The sequence below is a fragment of the Hungatella sp. genome (assembly GCF_046966825.1).
In genome coordinates this window covers 16852-34032 of sequence record NZ_JBKVCZ010000016.1, presented here as the reverse complement: position 1 = coordinate 34032, position 17181 = coordinate 16852, and the positions used below count along the sequence as shown (strand labels likewise).

The window sequence follows — 17181 nt, the reverse complement described above, 5'->3', positions numbered from 1 at the left end:
CCGACAATGCATGGAGAGGAACAAAAATACGTAAAAGAAGCATTTGATACCAATTGGGTGGCCCCTTTGGGAAAAAATGTGAATGAATTTGAAAAAGAGATGGCCGCTTATGTGGGCGTAAAATATGCGGCGGCTCTGACAGCAGGGACGGCGGCGATTCATCTAGCGGTGAAGCTTGCCGGCGTAAAGGCAGGCAATATTGTACTGTGTTCAGACCTAACCTTTGCGGCCACGGTTAATCCTGTCTCCTATGAAAATGGAATTCAGGTTTTTATCGATTCAGAGCGGGATACGTGGAATATGGATCCGGCCGCGCTTGAAATAGCCTTAAAGAAATACGGTTCCCGTGTAAAGGCGGTTATCGTGGCCAATCTTTATGGAACCCCAGCCAGGCTGGATGAAATTGTAAAGCTGTGCAATCGGTACGGCGTTATCCTGATTGAGGATGCGGCAGAAAGCCTGTCTGCCACATACAAAGGAAGACAAACGGGTACCTTTGGAAAATATAACTGTATTTCCTTTAATGGAAACAAAATTATCACCACATCGGGAGGGGGAATGCTTCTTTCTGATGAGGAGCCAGCCATAAAAAAGGCCCGTTTCTGGTCCACTCAGTCACGGGATACCGCACCGTGGTATCAGCATTCTGAGATCGGTTATAATTACCGCATGAGCAATGTGGTGGCAGGAATCGGCCGCGGGCAGCTTCTCCATCTGGAAGAGCACAAGGCGAGAAAAAAAGAAATATACGAACGGTATCGGGAAGGTCTGAAGAACCTTCCTGTTTTTATGAACCCTTACCTGAACTGTTCAGAACCGAATTTTTGGCTAAGCTGTATGGTAATTGACAGCAGCCTGGTAAAAAGTGAAAAAGTAACCCCAGAAAAGATACGCCTTGCCCTGGAAGCCGAAAACATAGAGTCGCGGCCCATCTGGAAACCGATGCATATGCAGCCAGTGTTCGCAGACCGGGATTTTATAAGTGTGGATGGAGACGATGTGGGGAGAGATATCTTTGAACGGGGGATTTGTCTGCCCAGTGATATAAAGATGGGGGTGGAAGAGCAGGAGAGGGTAATAGAGATTATACGGAAGTGTTTTTGATAGAAACGTATCGGTAGCTGTCAGGGAGGATTTTATGGAGCTAAAAAATAAAAATGTTGGACTTCTGATTGTCGGTGCGGGCGGCCAGGGAAAAGTTGTTGCGGATATTGCAAAAAAGACGGGTAGATACAGAAGAATTGCGTTTTTGGATGATGATCAGACACGGAAAGTATCAGGATATGAAACAGTGGGGCCGGTGTCTGGCAGGACACTTCAGTTTTCAAACGCTGAGCGTGCATTTGATAGTCTTGTGGACAGTGAGCCAATGTACGAAGAGATTGTAGTGGCTATTGGTGACTGTACAATTCGGAAAAATATTCAGGAAAGACTGGAAAAGGAAGGCTGCACGATTGCGGTTCTTGTTCATCCCAGTGCCGTGATTGCGGATGATGTGAAGATAGATGCAGGAAGTGTGGTCATGGCTAATGCAGTGGTAAACAGCGGAACCGTATTGGGAAAAGGGGTAATTGTAAATACAGGAAGTACGGTAGATCATGATTGTATCATAGGAGATTACGTACATATTGCACCTGGCTGTCATATCTCGGGAAATGTGGTGATCGGTGACGGAGTCTGGATTGGGGTTGGCAGTTGTATTAGAAATAACATTGCCATTTGTGCTGACTGCATGGTAGGAGCTGGGGCGGTTGTAACAAAGAGTATCACTGAAAAAGGTACCTATGTGGGATTGCCGGCAAAAAGGATAAAACGGGGAATAGAAAATGCATGAAGAAGGGATTTACGAAAAATATATAAAACGACCACAGGATTTTTTTTGCGCTTTCATAGCAATTATCTTTTTGAGCCCGATTCTGCTTGTTGTCGCCTGTCTGGTACGAGTGAAGCTTGGAAGTCCAGTTTTGTTTCAACAGAATAGGCCGGGGAAGAACGAAAAGATATTCCATCTGTATAAATTCAGAACAATGACTGATTTAAAAGACAGGAATGGAAATCTGCTTCCAGATGATGCACGTCTGACAAAATTTGGAAAAATGCTCCGTTCCACATCCTTAGATGAACTTCCTGAGCTGTTTAATATCTTGAAAGGCGATATGGCGGTAATTGGCCCAAGACCACTTCTTGAGCAGTATTTGTCCCTGTATAGTCCGGTTCAGCGAAGACGTCATGAGGTAAGGCCGGGGCTTTCAGGGCTTGCTCAGATTAGCGGAAGGAATGCAATATCCTGGGAAGAAAAATTTGAGAAAGATGTGGAATATGTGGATCATATAACATTTTTAGGAGATTGGAAGATCATCCTGATAACAGTGTGGAAAGCCTTTAAGCAAGAGGGAATCCACAGCGATACTTCAGTGACAGCAGAGTACTTTGCTGGCAATAGGGAATAGGGGAAAAGGTATGGTAATACTGATTTTAGCAAATAATGATGTCGGCCTATACAAATTTCGAAAGGAGCTTCTTAAAAAGCTCCTGGAAAATAACCATCTGTATATCTCCCTTCCCCAAGGAGAGTTAATTCCGAAGCTTATAGAAATGGGCTGTGTTTATGTGGAGACAACCATGGACCGAAGAGGGATGAACCCGATTCGGGATGGTAAGCTTGTGATAGCATATGAAAGGCTGATACGTAGGATAAAGCCGGATCTCATCATCACCTATACCATCAAACCAAATATATACGGGGGTATGGTGGCTTCCTTTCATAAAATTACATATGCGGTTAATATAACGGGCCTGGGGTCGGCCTTTCAGAGAGAGGGGGTGATGAAAAGGCTGGTCGTGTCTTTCTATAAAAGAACAATAAAAAGGGCAAAAGCAGTTTTCTTCGAAAATGAGGAAAATCAAAAGCTTTTCCTGTCTGAACGAATTGTGAGGAAATCTCAAAGCTGCCTATTGCCGGGGGCCGGAATCAACCTGGAGGAGTACAGAATGGCTCCGATTCCGGAAGAGAACGGTACAGTTTTCCTGTTTATTGGAAGAATAATGAAGGAAAAGGGAATTGAGGAGCTCATTCGAGCGGCTGAACTAATAAAGAGAGAATTCGGAAATAGTAGTGTTCAGGTTGTCGGCCCAATGGAGGAACCTTATGAAGAACAGATGGAAAGGCTGAAAAAAGATGGCGTACTCAACTATTACGGGTTTCAAAGCGATGTGAAACCCTTTCTCAAGGGGTGCCACTGTTTTGTACTGCCTTCCTACCATGAGGGGATGGCTAATACTCTTCTCGAAGCAGCAGCAATGGGAAGACCTTTGATTACAACGGACATAGCTGGGTGCAGAGAAGCAGTAGCAGAGGGGAAAAATGGCTATCTTGTGCCAAAGCGTGATGCAGAGCAGTTATACCGGGCGATGAAGACGTTTGTTCAGCTCCCTTATGAAAAAAAGGTGGAGATGGGTAGAATGTCCAGAAGCATTATGGAAGCAGAGTTTGATAAAGCATTGGTAGTAGAAACGACAATCAGGAGGATAGTCTAATGAAACAGCTTTATGTGAGTATCCTTTGTCTGCATACGATAAAAAGTTATAAAAGGTATATTATTAACAGATTCTTTTAGTAAGAATAAAGTGAGGATTCCATGCAAAGTAAAGTAACTGTAATTATGGGGATTTATAACTGCGCTTCAACGCTAGAAGAAGCCATAAAATCAATTCTTTCTCAAACATATACGGAATGGTCCTTGGTTATATGTGATGATGGTTCTATGGATAATACTTATGATATAGCGCAAAATTATCAGCAGCAGTATTCTGATAGAATTATTCTATTAAGAAATAAGACAAACCAAGGACTGAGCTATACACTAAATAATTGTCTTAAGTATGCTCGTGGAGATTATATAGCAAGAATGGATGGAGATGATATATCTTTGCCAAATAGATTTGAAAAGGAAGTTAATTTTCTAAATATGCATCCTGAATATGCAATTGTGAGTACTCCAATGATTTACTTTGATGAGAATGGGGTGTTTCGTAGAGGAAGAGGTAGTGGAGAACCTCCATACTGCCAACTGGCACGAGGTACCCCTTTCTGCCATGCACCCTGTATGGTGCGGCGGGAAGCATACGAAGCTGTAGGCGGATACTCAGAATCTGGAAAAAGGAGGCGTGTAGAAGACTGGGATTTATGGGTCCGGATGTATGCAAGAGGATATAAGGGATTTTCGCTTGCAGAACCATTATATAAAATGCGAGATGACCGTAAGGCCTGCAGCAGAAGAAAATTCAAGTATAGAGTAAATGAAGCTAGAGTATGTGCTTCAGCAGTTAAAAAATTAAATCTGCCTCAGAAAAATTATTTGTGGGTGTTTCGTCCTATATTAGTGGGACTGTTGCCCGGACCTGTATATAGGATACTACATAAACAAAGTCTGGGTTTATTTAGAAAGGAAAGTAGCGGAAATATATGATTCCCAAAAAAATTCATTATTGTTGGTTTGGACAAGGTAAAATGCCTGTACTCGCGGAGAAATGTATAGAGAGTTGGAGAACGTATTGTCCGGATTATGAAATCATTGAATGGAACGAAGATAATTTTAATATTAATTGTTGTTCATATGTAAAAGAGGCTTACGAAAATAGAAAATTTGCCTTTGTAACAGATTACGCCCGCCTTTACATTTTGTATACACAGGGGGGGATTTATATGGATACAGATGTCGAGGTTATAAAGAGGCTGGATGAATTTTTGCATAATAAAGCTTTTTCAGGATTCGAATCTAAAACTGCAATACCAACTGGAATTATGGCAGCAGAAAAAGGCTTTCCGTTGTATGAACATCTGCTATCATATTATAATAACCGGCATTTTATCTCTCGGGCTGGATGTCCCGATACAACTACCAATGTTACTATTATCACATCTATGCTAACTGAAAGGGGATTTGTTCCAAACGGTAAATATCAGGTAATAGATGATTTTGTATTGTATCCGAGAGATTATTTCTGCCCATTTGATAATGCTACAGGTGTTTTGCATCAGTCACCTAATACAGCTGTAATACACTGGTTTAATAAATCATGGGTTCCACAAAAACAACGGATACGCAGCAAAATAACCCGAGTGTTTCATCGAATTTTTGGAATAAATTGTTTTATATTTTTAAAAGGAACAAAAAGAGGATGATAATGAAAAAAATTATGCTGGTTTTCGGGACAAGGCCGGAAGCTATTAAAATGTGTCCGCTTGTGAACGAACTTAGACTCAGAAAAAATATAAGGACTATAGTCTGTGTGACGGGGCAGCATCGTCAAATGCTTGATCAAGTACTGGAAGTTTTTTCGGTTACACCGGACTATGATTTGTCTATCATGAAAGATAGGCAGACATTATTTGATGTAACAGCAAATGTTTTAAAACTTATTAAGACAGTTTTAGAAAACGAAAAACCAGATATTGTACTTGTGCATGGGGACACATCTACATCATTTGCAACTGCTTTGGCTTGCTTTTATCTACAGATTCCGGTCGGTCATGTGGAAGCTGGATTAAGGACTTATAATTTATATTCACCATATCCGGAAGAATTTAACAGGCAGGCTGTTAGTATTATTAGCCGTTATAATTTTGCGCCAACAGAACGGGCAAAAGAAAATTTGATTAAAGAAGGAAAAAGAGCAGAGACGATATATGTGACTGGTAATACTGCAATTGATGCATTAAAAACAACAGTGCATGATGAGTATACACATCCGGAACTGGAGTGGGCCAAAGGAAGCCGTTTAATTCTGATTACGGCTCATCGCAGGGAGAATTTTGGAAGGCCAATGGAACATATGTTTAATGCAATTCAGCGGGTAATTAATGAAAATTCTGATGTAAAAGCAATTTATCCAATACATATGAATCCAGCAGTTCGTGAGACTGCAAATGCGATTTTAGGTGATAATAAACGTATACATATTATTGAGCCATTGGATGTATTGGACTTTCATAATTTTCAAAACAGAAGCTATCTGATTTTGACAGATTCAGGAGGGATTCAAGAGGAAGCTCCCAGCCTCGGTAAACCGGTTTTGGTAATGCGAGATACAACTGAGCGGCCAGAGGGGATTGCAGCAGGTACCTTGAAGCTGACCGGTACAGAAGAAAATGAAATTTATATGCAGTTCAGTCGTTTGTTAAATGACCAAGGAGCATACAGCGCCATGAGTCATGCTTCAAATCCGTACGGAGACGGACATGCCAGCGAAAGAATTGCAGACATATTGAGTAAGTAACAATAATATCCAGGGGGGTATACTGAAAAGTTGAAAATAACAGTTTTTACACCAACCTACAACCGTGCAAATAAATTAATGCGAGTATATCAAAGCCTCCTTTCACAGCGCATTTTTAATTTTGAATGGTTAATTATAGATGATGGCTCAACAGATGAGACAGAAAATGTAGTCGCAGTGTTTTTGAAAAATAAAAAGTTCTCTGTACGTTATAAAAAAAAAGGAAATGGAGGGAAACATACCGCCTACAATACTGCCCTTTTATTAGCAAAGGGAGAGTATTTTATGTGTCTGGATTCTGATGATTATTTGGCGCCAGATGCAATGGAAAATGTGGCTATATGTTTAACAGCGTGTAGACCTGATGAAGGAATTATAGCATATAAAGCCATGAAAGATGGAGAACGACTTAGTCAAAATTTTCCGCTAAATATTTCATATGCATCGACAAGTGAACTTAGTTTAGTGTATCAATGCAAAGGGGAATTTTCATTGATATATCCGACTTTTATTGCCCGTAAATATCCATTTCCAGTATTTGAAAATGAAAAATTTGTTACAGAATGCGTAGTTTATGACAAAATTGCAGAAGTATGCAGAATGAGACTACTTTCAAAAGTATTGACAATATGTGAATATCAGATAGATGGATATACCAGTAACCTCAATCAAATGATGAAAGATAACCCTAGTGGATATTGCCAGTATTTTATGCAGAGAATTGATATGCAGCCAAAAATAAAAGACCAGCTTATTTATGCAGGAAAATTTTATTGCTTCCGTTTGTTCTCTGGAAATAAAAAAATTGTATACATAGGCAGGCATCGTTACATGAAAATGCTTGCAATTCCGTTAGGCGGTTTATTTTGGATTTATTACAAAATATATCGAGAATTTTAGAAAACATATGAGTTAGTAGAAAGGTTACCATGAATTCAATCTTATACACAAGTCTTATGGCTATTATTTGGTTTTTCAATCTGTTCAATAATACCGGCTTAGGGGCCACATACCATACCACTGAAATTGCCAGATGGATAGTTTATGGTATGGTGATAGCAGTCATGCTTGTCCGTTATAAGAAAGTGGGGAAATTCCGGATAAAAAGGAGATATTTTTATACGTTTGGTTTATTTGCATTGTTTTTTGTTACTGTTGTTTTTTTTCATGGGTATGGAATGTCAAGTTTAAATTACCTTTGGGCATATTTGTTGATTTTTTTGATAGGCAAAGTGTCGGTAGAAGAAAAAACGATGCGGTTAACAAGTCTGTGTTTCGGTTTCTTGGGTGGATTTGTACTTGTGGTCTATAATTATGGAAATATATTAGCAGGCTGGAATTCCAATACAATAGGTATGCTTGGATTTAACAGCTTTCTAGTATTCTTAATCCCTTATTTTAAAACGGATAAAACTAGAGATAAAATTTTTCTTACTGCAGTGGCTACAGGGTATTCTTTTCTTATTTATCCAACAGATTCGCGATCCTGTATTCTTTTTGCAACTGTTGGTATCTTGTTTGCATTGTCGATAATTCCTGAAGTTATGCTTACAGGAGAGCGGAATATTATATTTTGGCTGTTGGTTCCTTTAAGTATTTCCATTATCGTAGTTCTGGTTTCGCCAACGGCAATTGCTTACCAATTGAATCTGTGGAGTTTAGAGTATTTTCAGAAGCCGTTTTTTAATGGACGGGATCATATTTGGCAGTATGGATTTCAATCTCTATCACAACATATGATAACCGGAACAGGCAATCTTAACGGAGGTTACTGGCATAATTCGGCAATTACCTGTTTGACTGCTTTTGGCGTGATCGGTTTTTGTTTGTGGATTCATAGCCTGAAAGCAATCCTGATACAAGGAATGAATTATAAACAGGACTCTATTGTTATAGGGAGTATGGTTGCTTTTCTTCTGATATATATTCAACAATCTGTAGAACTTGGTTTGCTGGCATTAAACCCTAATTTAATGCCATATATGATGTTAGGAATTTTAATTGGAAGAATAAAATACCTTAATGAAAAGAGGGTGGATTCTTGAGTGAGATATTAGTCAGCATAATTGTACCAATATATAACGGCGAAAGACACATATTGAAATGTATACAATCAATTCTTAATCAAACTGAAAAAAAGTTTGAATTAATTCTTGTAGATGATGGCTCTACTGACGATACAGGGGCTATTTGTGATTCATTGGCTGGAAATGATAAGCGTATTAAGGTGATTCATCAAGAAAACAGCGGTGTCAGTGTGGCAAGAAATTCTGGAATAGCAGCTTCCAGCGGAAAATATATTGGATTTGTTGATGCAGATGATTGGATACTTCCTTCCATGTACCAGCAACTACTTAGTAGGGCCTGTGAAAAACAGGCAGATATGGTGATATGTGATGCGCTTACTGTGTATTCCAGTGGAGAGAGGGAACTAGACACAATCCGTCAACTTCCAAATAGTGTATGTTTGACAAAAAATAATATATCACCAGAGCTTTTGCTTGAATTAGCGGGGGCTACGTGGCGGTGTATATATAGCAGAAATATGCTAGAGTCAAAAAATATCATGTTTCCAGCGGGAATTCGATTTTCAGAGGATAGAATTTTTAATATATATACGATGGGATATGCCAATAAAATTTATTATTTAAAAGAAGCATTTTATATTAGATTTATGCATGACGAAAGTGTAGTCCATAAATTTCATTCGGATTATTATGAGTGTGTGAGAGCAGCAACAATTTGTTTAGAGAATGCATTAAAACAAATTTGGGGAGATGGTGAGGAATTTCATACTGCTTATTTAAGTCAGTTTATAGGAGGAGCATTGGCATCAATTAACAATTATTATTATAAAACATCAACTTTTTCACCAATAAAGCGATATCAGGCGGTAAAAAGAATTTGCAGTGATACAAAGCTGCGTGAAGCAATTAAGAAAAGTGAGAGTGGTGGAATTCGTGGCAGATGGATTTTAAATAGACATGTTGCGTTGCTGTGTGCGTGTGCTCAGTTCTTAAATTGGAAATGGGGAAGATGACAGTATGCCAATAATCAGTGTTGTTATGCCGGTCTATAATGCCGAATCATTTTTGGAAGAAGCGATAAACAGTATTCTGAGACAGACATTTTATGATTTCGAATTTATTATTATAAATGATGGTTCTACAGATAAAACGGAAGAAATTATTTTATCCTATAAGGACAGCCGTATTTTATATCAAAAAAATGAAAAAAATTCTGGGATTGTGTATACGCTAAATAAAGGGTTTAGTATCGCTTCAGGAATGTATATAGCCAGAATGGATGCAGATGATATTGCCCATAATGATAGATTTGAAAAACAGGTATCATATCTGGAAAGCCATCCGGAAGTAGCTGTGTGTGGAACTGATGTTTCCTTCATAGGTGGTTTCCAGGGAAATGCAAGACTACCAACAGGGAGTGACTGGATTAAGGCGAATATGTTTTTTTCTTGTGCGGTTGCGCATCCTACAGTCTTAATACGAAGAAAAGTATTGTTAGATAACGATTTTTTGTATGATAGTCATTTTGAAAAGGTTGAAGATTATGATTTGTGGTGCAGAATTGCAGAAAAGTATGAGATAAATAATTGTCCAGAGCCATTGTTGGACTATCGCATACATGAAAAGCAAATCACACAGAATTATGATTTTGAGAATGAAAAACGTATGTATCAGTTAAAAAAACGTGAATTATTACATTTGGGGTTTGTATATAATGATAACGAATTTAATGCGTATTTAAAATGCTGTACCAATTTTCCAACCCTTACACTTGCTGATATAAATCATTTAGAAGTGTTTTTCAGGAAAGCTTATGATGCGAATGAAAAAGTACAATATTATAACTCCCAATGCTTTTATAAAATCATACAAGACTGCCTTTGGCGGTGCATAAACCAGGAAAATCTAACGGTTGAAGAAGCAAAAAGCATTATGAAGAATTCTTTTTTTATTGGGAAAAAAGAACGGATACTGAGATGGATGAAAGAACAGGTTAAAAAGTTGGTAGGTAGGTAAGATCATGGAGGGAAAAATTACATTTATTGTACCAGTTTATAATATAGAAAAATATATTAATAAATGCATTCAAAGTATAATCAGCCAGACATATAAGAATATAGAAGTTATTCTCGTGGATGATGGATCTGAGGATGGTACAGGGAGTCTATGTGATCAATGGGCTAATCAGGAAAAAAGAATAAAGGTGATTCACAAGGAAAATGGTGGATTATCTTCTGCAAGAAATGTGGGATTGGAGGCTGCAAAAGGAGATTTTATTCTGTTTGTTGATGGAGACGATTTTGTTGAACCAATAATGGCAGAGTATTTAATAAAATTGTACAACCAATATGATAAAGGGCCAGAGTTAATTCAATTCTTTTATGATGAAAATTATGGTGACAATGGGAAAACTGTAACTTGGGAAGGAATCCCTGAATACTGTACGGATCGGTACAACATGTTTATGAAAGTTTATGAGTTAGGGGGAATTGCTGTTTCTGCATGTACAAAAATGTATGATAGAAAATTATTCTCTGACTTGCGATTTAAAGAAGGAATTATTTATGAAGATGAATATATGATATCAGATATTTTAGAAAAATGTAAATCTTGTGTTTATTCAGAGCAAGTACTCTATCATTATGTTATAAGATCAGGGAGCATTATTAAATCTGGGTTTCTACCTGAAAGATTAGATATATTTCAGGCGTTTGATCATCGCAATAAGTGTTTCAGGGATCTTGGGTATGAAGAACTATTGAATAAAACTTATAGAAAAGAATTTTATATATTGCTGTACATGTATTGTGATGCGAAGAATGAGAGATATAAAGAAGAATGTATTTATCTGAAAAAACGTATGGAAATGCTTCGTCAAACCATTTCAAGAGGAGGGACGTATAAAGAAAAACTATTGTTTTTATTGTGCAGGGTAACTTTGAGTACAATGGATTGTTTTTATTACATAAGAAAGATATTTGGAAAAATATAATGAATATAGAAAGTAGTTGGGCATGATGTTAATATGTAAGATTCAAAATGCAGTAATTAAGTTAAGAAATTACCATAAATGCATAATAAATAAAAGAAAAATTAGATCTAGTGATTTTACGATTATTTCAAATAATTGTTGGGCAGGATTTGTTTATCAGAGGTATGGGCTTAAATATCTGACGCCAACCATTGGTCTGCTGATATTTGGTCCTGATTATGTTAAGTTTTGTAGAAATTTAGATGAGTATTTACAAAAAAAATTGGAGTTTATATCTTTGCGAGATGCAAAATATTATGATCTAATCGAAGACGGATGGGAATATCCAGTTGCCCGATTAGGAGATATAGAGATTTACTTTATGCATTATAGATCAGAAAAAGAGGCCGAAGAAAAATGGTATCGAAGGGCTGGAAGAGTTAATAAAAATAAAATTTTGTATAAGATATCAGAGCGGGAAGGGTTTAGTAAAAAGGATATTGAAGATTTCCTGATGGACCATCCCAAAGACGGTATTGCATTTTCCTATGATGATATTCCGGGCTGTATTGTAGTAAAGGAATTGCATGAGTATAAGGGGGATGAAATCAGCATGTTAGAAAAGTACTGTAATATAGACCAACTGTTAAATACTATGTTGGAAAAATAGGGGGAAATGACTTGAGAATTAAAAACTCACTTAATAATATCATTACAGGGCTTTTTGGACAGTTGTTGTTGACAGTTACTGGATTCATTACAAGAACAATTTTTATCCATGTATTAGGATCAACATATCTGGGAATAAACGGTTTGTTCAGCAATATTTTGACGGTACTGTCTTTTGCTGAGTTGGGAGTTGGACAAGCAATAATATTTAGTCTGTATAAGCCTATTGCAGAAAATGATGAAGATAAAATATGCTCTTTAATGCAGCTCTATTCAAGGGTATATAGAATTTTGTTTTTTGTTGTGCTAATACTTGGCCTTATAATGTTACCTCTTCTTCCTTACATAATAAATGATATGGAATCTATTCCTAACATCAGATTAATCTATATTATGTATGTAGCAAACTCAGCCTTTTCTTATTTGTTTTCTTATAAAGGGGCATTTGTTTCAGCATGCCAGAAAAATTACATAATAAATCTGATTTCTTATTTTAGCAATATTTTATTGGCGGTGATTCAGATTGTATGCCTTAATTTTTTTCGGAATTATTTGGTATACTTGGGAGTTCAAATAGGATTTGGTATTGTGCAGAATATAATTGTGTATCATTGTGCCGATAAGTTATTTCCATTTTTAAAAAGAAAGGATGTTAAGCCCCTTGAATATGGAGAGAGAAGAAAAATCAAAGATAATATTGGAGCTTTAATTATATATAAAATTGGCTCTCTTGCATTGAATTCTACAGATAACATTATTATTTCTTCGTTTGTTGGAGTTGTTGCTGTTGGCATATATTCCAACTATCTTCTCCTACAAACCTCAGTAAGCAGTCTTTTGTCAACTGTTTTCAGCAATTTAACAGCAAGCATCGGTAATCTAAATGCAGGAGATGATAAGGACAAGAAGGTTTTTTTGTTTTATGTAATTAATCTTGTGACATTCTGGCTTTATGCTGTCTGCTCTATATGTTTATTTATATGTATGACCCCATTTGTCCACATTTGGATTGGTGACGATTATATTTTGCCGACATCGGTTTCTCTTATTATTGCAGTGAATATGTATATAGGAGGAATGCTTTATGCTCCTTTTAATTTTCGCCAGACATTAGGCATATTTGTAGAAGGAAAGATGAGGCCAATTTTTTCGGCTGTAATTAATATAGTTGCATCTATTATTTTTGCGAAGTTATGGGGCGTGGCTGGAGTATTGTGGGGAACTGCAGTTGCGAGGCTTTCCACAAATGTTTGGTTTGATCCTTACATGGTGTTTAAGAGAGGACTGCATGTATCACCAGTAAAATATTATGTGGATTATATATGGAAAGCTTTCATATTTCTTTTTCTTGGTATCACATGTACGATTCTTACACAATTCATTCCTGATAGTAATATTGCATTAGTATTTTTAAAAGCAGTGATTGCCTTTGTCGTGTCAAATGTTATTATTTTTTTGCTTTATAGAAGATCGGATGAATTTAAATACTTGTGGATTGTAGGAAAAAATTTGTCGTCAATTATGAGGGGAAAAATATGAGTTTAATATCTAAAGTAAAAAAATTAAGACATAAAATATACATATGGAAGTTTCAGCGTCATCCAGTTCAGAAAAATAAGGTATTGATGTGGGCGGATGACTTTAAGCATTTTGGCTGTAATCCTAAATACATTGCACTTTATTTATTAAACAATTATCCCGGAGAGTTTGATATTGTATGGGTTTTTGATTCAACAGTAGCTTTACCGAGGGACATACCAGAAGAAATTCGTATTGTTCGCTACTTTTCAATGGACTACTTATACGAAATCTCTACTGCACGATTTATTATCTGTAATGCACGAATGGGAGAAGCGCATTATTTTTATAAACGTTTAGAACAGGTTTATATTCAGACATGGCATAGTTCTCTCAGATTAAAGAAAATAGAAGGGGATGCTGTTGAAACATTACCGGAATCATATATAAAAGCTGCAAGAATTGATTCTGCAAAAATTGATTTACTTATTTCCGGATGCGATTTCAGTACAAATATATTTAGAAGATCATTCTGGTTTCATGGAGAGATTTTAAAGAGCGGAACACCGAGGTGTGATATCTTGTTAAATCAGTCAAAGAGAATAAGAAACAAGGTATTTCAGTATTACCAAATACCATACGATTATAAATTGGCTCTGTATGCACCGACTTTTCGCAATAATAAAAAGGCTAATACATACGGTATGGAGTTCACTCAGCTTGCAGATGTGTTGCAGGAGTATAATAACGAAAAATGGGCAATTGGATGCCGACTTCATCCGAATATCGATGAGGAAGTAAATAATAACAGTTGTATATCAATGACCCATTATTCTGATATGCAGGAGTTGATTGCAGCCGCTGATTTGCTGATTACTGATTATTCTTCTTGCATGTTTGATATGGCCATTGCGCAGAAACCTTGTGTTCTTTATGTACCTGATTTGCAACAATATCTTGCGAATGAGCGGGGATTATATTTTGATATAGAAACTCTTCCTTTTCCTATTGCCCAAAATATGAAGCAATTGTGTAACACGGTAAAAGATTTCGATTTAGAGAGATATAGAGCAGCAATATTTCAGTTTATGAAGAAGATTGGGAGCTATGAAAGAGGGACAGCAGCAGCGCAAATTTGTGAATTTATGCGAAAGATAAATGTAGTGGGGGAGAAAATATGAAAAAAGTAAGCATTATTATTCCGGTATTTAATGCAGAAAAGTTTCTGGAAAGATGTATTCATTCCTGTTTGTCACAAACGCTCGATGAGGTGGAAATAATATTAATTGATGACTGTTCTACGGATAGCAGCCAAGCATTAATGAAAAAATTTGCGCTGAAATACCCAGAAAAGATTAAGATATTATTTCAGAAAGAAAACCAGAAACAGGGTACTGCTCGTAATGCCGGATTGGACATAGCAAATGGAGAGTACGTTCTTTTTGTAGATAGTGATGATTGGATAGAAAAGCAGTCTTGTGAAAAGTTATATTATGAGGCAGAAAATACATTGGCGGATATTGTATGTGGAAATTACGACTTAGTTTATACAGATGGAAGATGCGAATTAGTTGATGTGTATTGTAATGCGAAAGATGAACTTGGTAATATGACTAAATTAAAACGAGAAAAGCTTCTGCGTCAACCGGGATACTTTTGGTGTAAATTATATCGTAAAGAGTTTCTAAATTCAAATGCGGGTAAACCAATTCGTTTTCCGGAAAAAATGCTGTATGAAGATTCCGCATTTCATACGCTGGCAACACTTGCTTCAAAAAAAACTGTAAAGATTGATTATACATTCTACCATTATTTTCAAAATGACTGCTCAACAGTCCATAGAATAGAAGCCCAGCTGGATAAAGTTAAAGTGGCCGATTTCCTTATTCAGATAGCTAGAGAAAAGTTTTACTTAGAATATAAAGATATCATTTTATATAAAGCTGCTATCTTATGTGGAGCGGCTTTATTATACGGTTGCATCCCATTATTTGAGTGTCAAAAAGAAAAAAGTCTAATGGCATTAAGTCAAATAAGAAAGAATACACGGATTTTACGGGGAGGAGAGTATTACGGTGATCTAACTTCAGATATGGTAAAGAATCTAGAATTGAATTATAAATTACCAAGAATATTTATTTTAAAGCTTACAGCTAAAAAATATATACAGCATCATATTCCTAAGCGTTGAATTAAGGAGAAAAACTATGGAAGAAAAAAAAATTATTGGTTATACGACGGGAGTTTATGATATGTTCCATATTGGACATTTAAATATTATAGCTCGTGCAAAAGAACTTTGTGATTACTTAATTGTTGGAGTGAGTACAGATGAGTTGGTACAGAAAGAGAAGGGGAAGATACCGGTTATTCCCTATGAAGAAAGGGTTGAGATAGTAGCAGCGTTGAAATATGTAGATGAAGTTGTCCCCCAATTTGATAAAGATAAATTGAGAGCATGGAAAAACTATTGTTTCGATAAAATGTTTGTGGGTTCTGACTGGCAAGGAACTTCTCAGTGGAAGCGGTATGAAGATCAATTAAAACCTTTGGGAGTAGATATTATATATCTTCCACATACAGATGGAATTTCTAGTACAAAGCTGACTGCGGTAATTAAAAAGGTTCTGGATGAGTAGCTGTAAATAACCAGGACTGAAATGCTATAGTGACTGTAGAGGTGTGTAATAATATGGAGCGGCGCATTGAGTTTATTGATATATTAAAAGGTCTGGGAATTGTGCTTATGGTTTTAGGACATTTGCACTTGAGTAATACATTAAATCGGTTTATTTATGCATTCCATATGCCGTTATTTTTTATAATTTCAGGTTATTTGTACAGAAGACCGGCCTGTTTAAAAAACTATTCATTAAAGAAAGTGAAGGTATTGATGTCTCCATATTTGCTTTGGGGATGTGTATACAGTGTAATTGCAGCAATCCTTACCCCCCACTTTTTTATTTCTTTTTGGAAATCAATCGTAGCAGTTTTTTTTAAAGGCACCTATGATCTGCCCGTTGAGTCTGCGTTGTGGTTTTTACCCGCAATGTTGTGGACTTCTTTGTTTTATGCACTGATTGATAAAACAATATATAGTAATAACAAGAAGGTATTTGTGCTTATCTTACTGACGCTGTTGGGCTGCAGTTGGACTAACTATATTCCATTTCGACTGCCGCTGGCGTTAGATTCGGCGCTATCAGCAATAGGATTTTATTTTATTGGGCATTGTGTGAAGGAACACAAAAAAGTGTTGGAATTACCAGAAAGAGATTTGACAGCTTTTATGCTTGTTACAGTATTTATCATAATAGATGGAGTCCTTATTTTGAAAAATAACACATTGAATATACGAGCGGGTATCTGGGGATACATACCGCTATCCTACTTTAACGCAACGATTTATACATGGATTTTTTATAGGATTGCGGTACTTATAGATAGGAAATTGAACTTTGTAAAGAGGACATTTCTTTTTATAGGATATAATTCCATAATATATCTTTGTATAAATCACCTGGTTTTAAAGATGGTAATGAAGGTTATTAAAGGAAAGTTTTTTCCTTTGGAAAATTATAGTTATGCAATTGAAAGTTTGCTTATTTTTATATGTTCCATACTCATAATGTGCTTATTCGTTCCCGTTTTTACAAAAACCAGGTTTAGATTTATGTTTGGAAAATAAAAACTGGGAATATCTCTAAAGCGGTAAAA

Annotated in this window: 18 protein-coding genes; all 18 read left to right on the top strand. The window is 36.5% G+C overall.

Annotation, left to right across the window (positions count from 1 at the left end; all coding sequences use genetic code 11):
- Nucleotides 1-6: 6 nt before the first annotated feature.
- The gene (locus ACLTD4_RS07515; protein WP_181988573.1) at nt 7-1104 is read left to right on the top strand and encodes an aminotransferase class I/II-fold pyridoxal phosphate-dependent enzyme; all 1098 of its coding nucleotides are present in this window, start codon (nt 7-9) and stop codon (nt 1102-1104) included.
- Nucleotides 1105-1138: 34 nt separating this feature from the next.
- Entirely contained in the window at nt 1139-1834 is a 696-nt protein-coding gene (locus tag ACLTD4_RS07510; protein ID WP_117621080.1) for an acetyltransferase, read from the top strand.
- On the top strand, nt 1827-2450 hold the full coding sequence (locus tag ACLTD4_RS07505) for a sugar transferase (RefSeq protein WP_117621079.1): 624 nt from the start codon (nt 1827-1829) through the stop codon (nt 2448-2450). The genes ACLTD4_RS07510 and ACLTD4_RS07505 overlap by 8 nt, the downstream gene beginning before the upstream one ends.
- Before the next feature lie 10 nt (nt 2451-2460).
- Nucleotides 2461-3537 carry a glycosyltransferase family 4 protein gene (locus ACLTD4_RS07500; RefSeq protein ID WP_117621078.1) on the top strand — a complete coding sequence of 359 codons (1077 nt, stop codon included), beginning with the start codon at nt 2461-2463 and terminating at the stop codon, nt 3535-3537.
- Between the two features lie 101 nt (nt 3538-3638).
- Entirely contained in the window at nt 3639-4469 is an 831-nt protein-coding gene (locus ACLTD4_RS07495; protein WP_117621077.1) for a glycosyltransferase, read from the top strand.
- Complete coding sequence (locus ACLTD4_RS07490; RefSeq protein ID WP_117621076.1) at nt 4466-5185, top strand: glycosyltransferase family 32 protein; 720 nt, start codon at nt 4466-4468, stop codon at nt 5183-5185. The genes ACLTD4_RS07495 and ACLTD4_RS07490 overlap by 4 nt, the downstream gene beginning before the upstream one ends.
- A 2-nt stretch (nt 5186-5187) precedes the next feature.
- Nucleotides 5188-6279 (top strand): non-hydrolyzing UDP-N-acetylglucosamine 2-epimerase, encoded by a 1092-nt coding sequence (wecB, locus tag ACLTD4_RS07485; protein WP_117621075.1) that lies wholly within the window; start codon nt 5188-5190, stop codon nt 6277-6279.
- Between the two features lie 30 nt (nt 6280-6309).
- Nucleotides 6310-7179 (top strand): glycosyltransferase family A protein, encoded by an 870-nt coding sequence (locus ACLTD4_RS07480; RefSeq protein ID WP_117621074.1) that lies wholly within the window; start codon nt 6310-6312, stop codon nt 7177-7179.
- A gap of 29 nt (nt 7180-7208) precedes the next feature.
- The gene (locus ACLTD4_RS07475) at nt 7209-8324 is read left to right on the top strand and encodes an O-antigen ligase family protein (RefSeq protein WP_117621073.1); all 1116 of its coding nucleotides are present in this window, start codon (nt 7209-7211) and stop codon (nt 8322-8324) included.
- Nucleotides 8321-9319 carry a glycosyltransferase gene (locus ACLTD4_RS07470; protein ID WP_117621072.1) on the top strand — a complete coding sequence of 333 codons (999 nt, stop codon included), beginning with the start codon at nt 8321-8323 and terminating at the stop codon, nt 9317-9319. The genes ACLTD4_RS07475 and ACLTD4_RS07470 overlap by 4 nt, the downstream gene beginning before the upstream one ends.
- Nucleotides 9320-9323: 4 nt before the next feature.
- Nucleotides 9324-10322 (top strand): glycosyltransferase family 2 protein, encoded by a 999-nt coding sequence (locus ACLTD4_RS07465; protein ID WP_117621071.1) that lies wholly within the window; start codon nt 9324-9326, stop codon nt 10320-10322.
- Nucleotides 10323-10326: 4 nt separating this feature from the next.
- Nucleotides 10327-11298, top strand: coding sequence for a glycosyltransferase family 2 protein (locus ACLTD4_RS07460; protein ID WP_117621070.1), 972 nt, complete (start codon nt 10327-10329; stop codon nt 11296-11298).
- Between the two features lie 22 nt (nt 11299-11320).
- A complete protein-coding gene (locus ACLTD4_RS07455; RefSeq protein ID WP_117621069.1) occupies nt 11321-11947 on the top strand; it encodes a DUF1919 domain-containing protein in 627 nt (208 codons plus the stop codon).
- An 11-nt stretch (nt 11948-11958) separates the two neighbouring features.
- A complete protein-coding gene (locus tag ACLTD4_RS07450; RefSeq protein ID WP_117621068.1) occupies nt 11959-13485 on the top strand; it encodes a lipopolysaccharide biosynthesis protein in 1527 nt (508 codons plus the stop codon).
- On the top strand, nt 13482-14645 hold the full coding sequence (locus ACLTD4_RS07445; protein WP_117621067.1) for a CDP-glycerol glycerophosphotransferase family protein: 1164 nt from the start codon (nt 13482-13484) through the stop codon (nt 14643-14645). Before ACLTD4_RS07450 ends, ACLTD4_RS07445 begins: the two co-directional genes overlap by 4 nt.
- Nucleotides 14642-15655, top strand: coding sequence for a glycosyltransferase family 2 protein (locus ACLTD4_RS07440; RefSeq protein ID WP_117621066.1), 1014 nt, complete (start codon nt 14642-14644; stop codon nt 15653-15655). Before ACLTD4_RS07445 ends, ACLTD4_RS07440 begins: the two co-directional genes overlap by 4 nt.
- 16 nt (nt 15656-15671) lie before the next feature.
- Nucleotides 15672-16103: an adenylyltransferase/cytidyltransferase family protein gene (locus ACLTD4_RS07435; RefSeq protein WP_117621065.1), complete on the top strand. Its 432-nt coding sequence runs from the start codon at nt 15672-15674 to the stop codon at nt 16101-16103.
- Nucleotides 16104-16156: 53 nt separating this feature from the next.
- On the top strand, nt 16157-17152 hold the full coding sequence (locus tag ACLTD4_RS07430) for an acyltransferase family protein (RefSeq protein WP_117621064.1): 996 nt from the start codon (nt 16157-16159) through the stop codon (nt 17150-17152).
- The last annotated feature ends 29 nt before the right edge of the window (nt 17153-17181 follow it).

Coding starts and splice junctions, on each gene's coding strand:
- ACLTD4_RS07455 (WP_117621069.1), top strand. CDS start 11,321: ATGATGTTAATATGTAAGATTCAAAATGCAGTAATTAAGTTAAGAAAT.
- ACLTD4_RS07500 (WP_117621078.1), top strand. CDS start 2,461: ATGGTAATACTGATTTTAGCAAATAATGATGTCGGCCTATACAAATTT.
- ACLTD4_RS07435 (WP_117621065.1), top strand. CDS start 15,672: ATGGAAGAAAAAAAAATTATTGGTTATACGACGGGAGTTTATGATATG.
- ACLTD4_RS07510 (WP_117621080.1), top strand. CDS start 1,139: ATGGAGCTAAAAAATAAAAATGTTGGACTTCTGATTGTCGGTGCGGGC.
- wecB (WP_117621075.1), top strand. CDS start 5,188: ATGAAAAAAATTATGCTGGTTTTCGGGACAAGGCCGGAAGCTATTAAA.
- ACLTD4_RS07445 (WP_117621067.1), top strand. CDS start 13,482: ATGAGTTTAATATCTAAAGTAAAAAAATTAAGACATAAAATATACATA.
- ACLTD4_RS07495 (WP_117621077.1), top strand. CDS start 3,639: ATGCAAAGTAAAGTAACTGTAATTATGGGGATTTATAACTGCGCTTCA.
- ACLTD4_RS07475 (WP_117621073.1), top strand. CDS start 7,209: ATGAATTCAATCTTATACACAAGTCTTATGGCTATTATTTGGTTTTTC.
- ACLTD4_RS07460 (WP_117621070.1), top strand. CDS start 10,327: ATGGAGGGAAAAATTACATTTATTGTACCAGTTTATAATATAGAAAAA.
- ACLTD4_RS07490 (WP_117621076.1), top strand. CDS start 4,466: ATGATTCCCAAAAAAATTCATTATTGTTGGTTTGGACAAGGTAAAATG.
- ACLTD4_RS07505 (WP_117621079.1), top strand. CDS start 1,827: ATGCATGAAGAAGGGATTTACGAAAAATATATAAAACGACCACAGGAT.
- ACLTD4_RS07465 (WP_117621071.1), top strand. CDS start 9,324: ATGCCAATAATCAGTGTTGTTATGCCGGTCTATAATGCCGAATCATTT.
- ACLTD4_RS07440 (WP_117621066.1), top strand. CDS start 14,642: ATGAAAAAAGTAAGCATTATTATTCCGGTATTTAATGCAGAAAAGTTT.
- ACLTD4_RS07515 (WP_181988573.1), top strand. CDS start 7: ATGCATGGAGAGGAACAAAAATACGTAAAAGAAGCATTTGATACCAAT.
- ACLTD4_RS07430 (WP_117621064.1), top strand. CDS start 16,157: ATGGAGCGGCGCATTGAGTTTATTGATATATTAAAAGGTCTGGGAATT.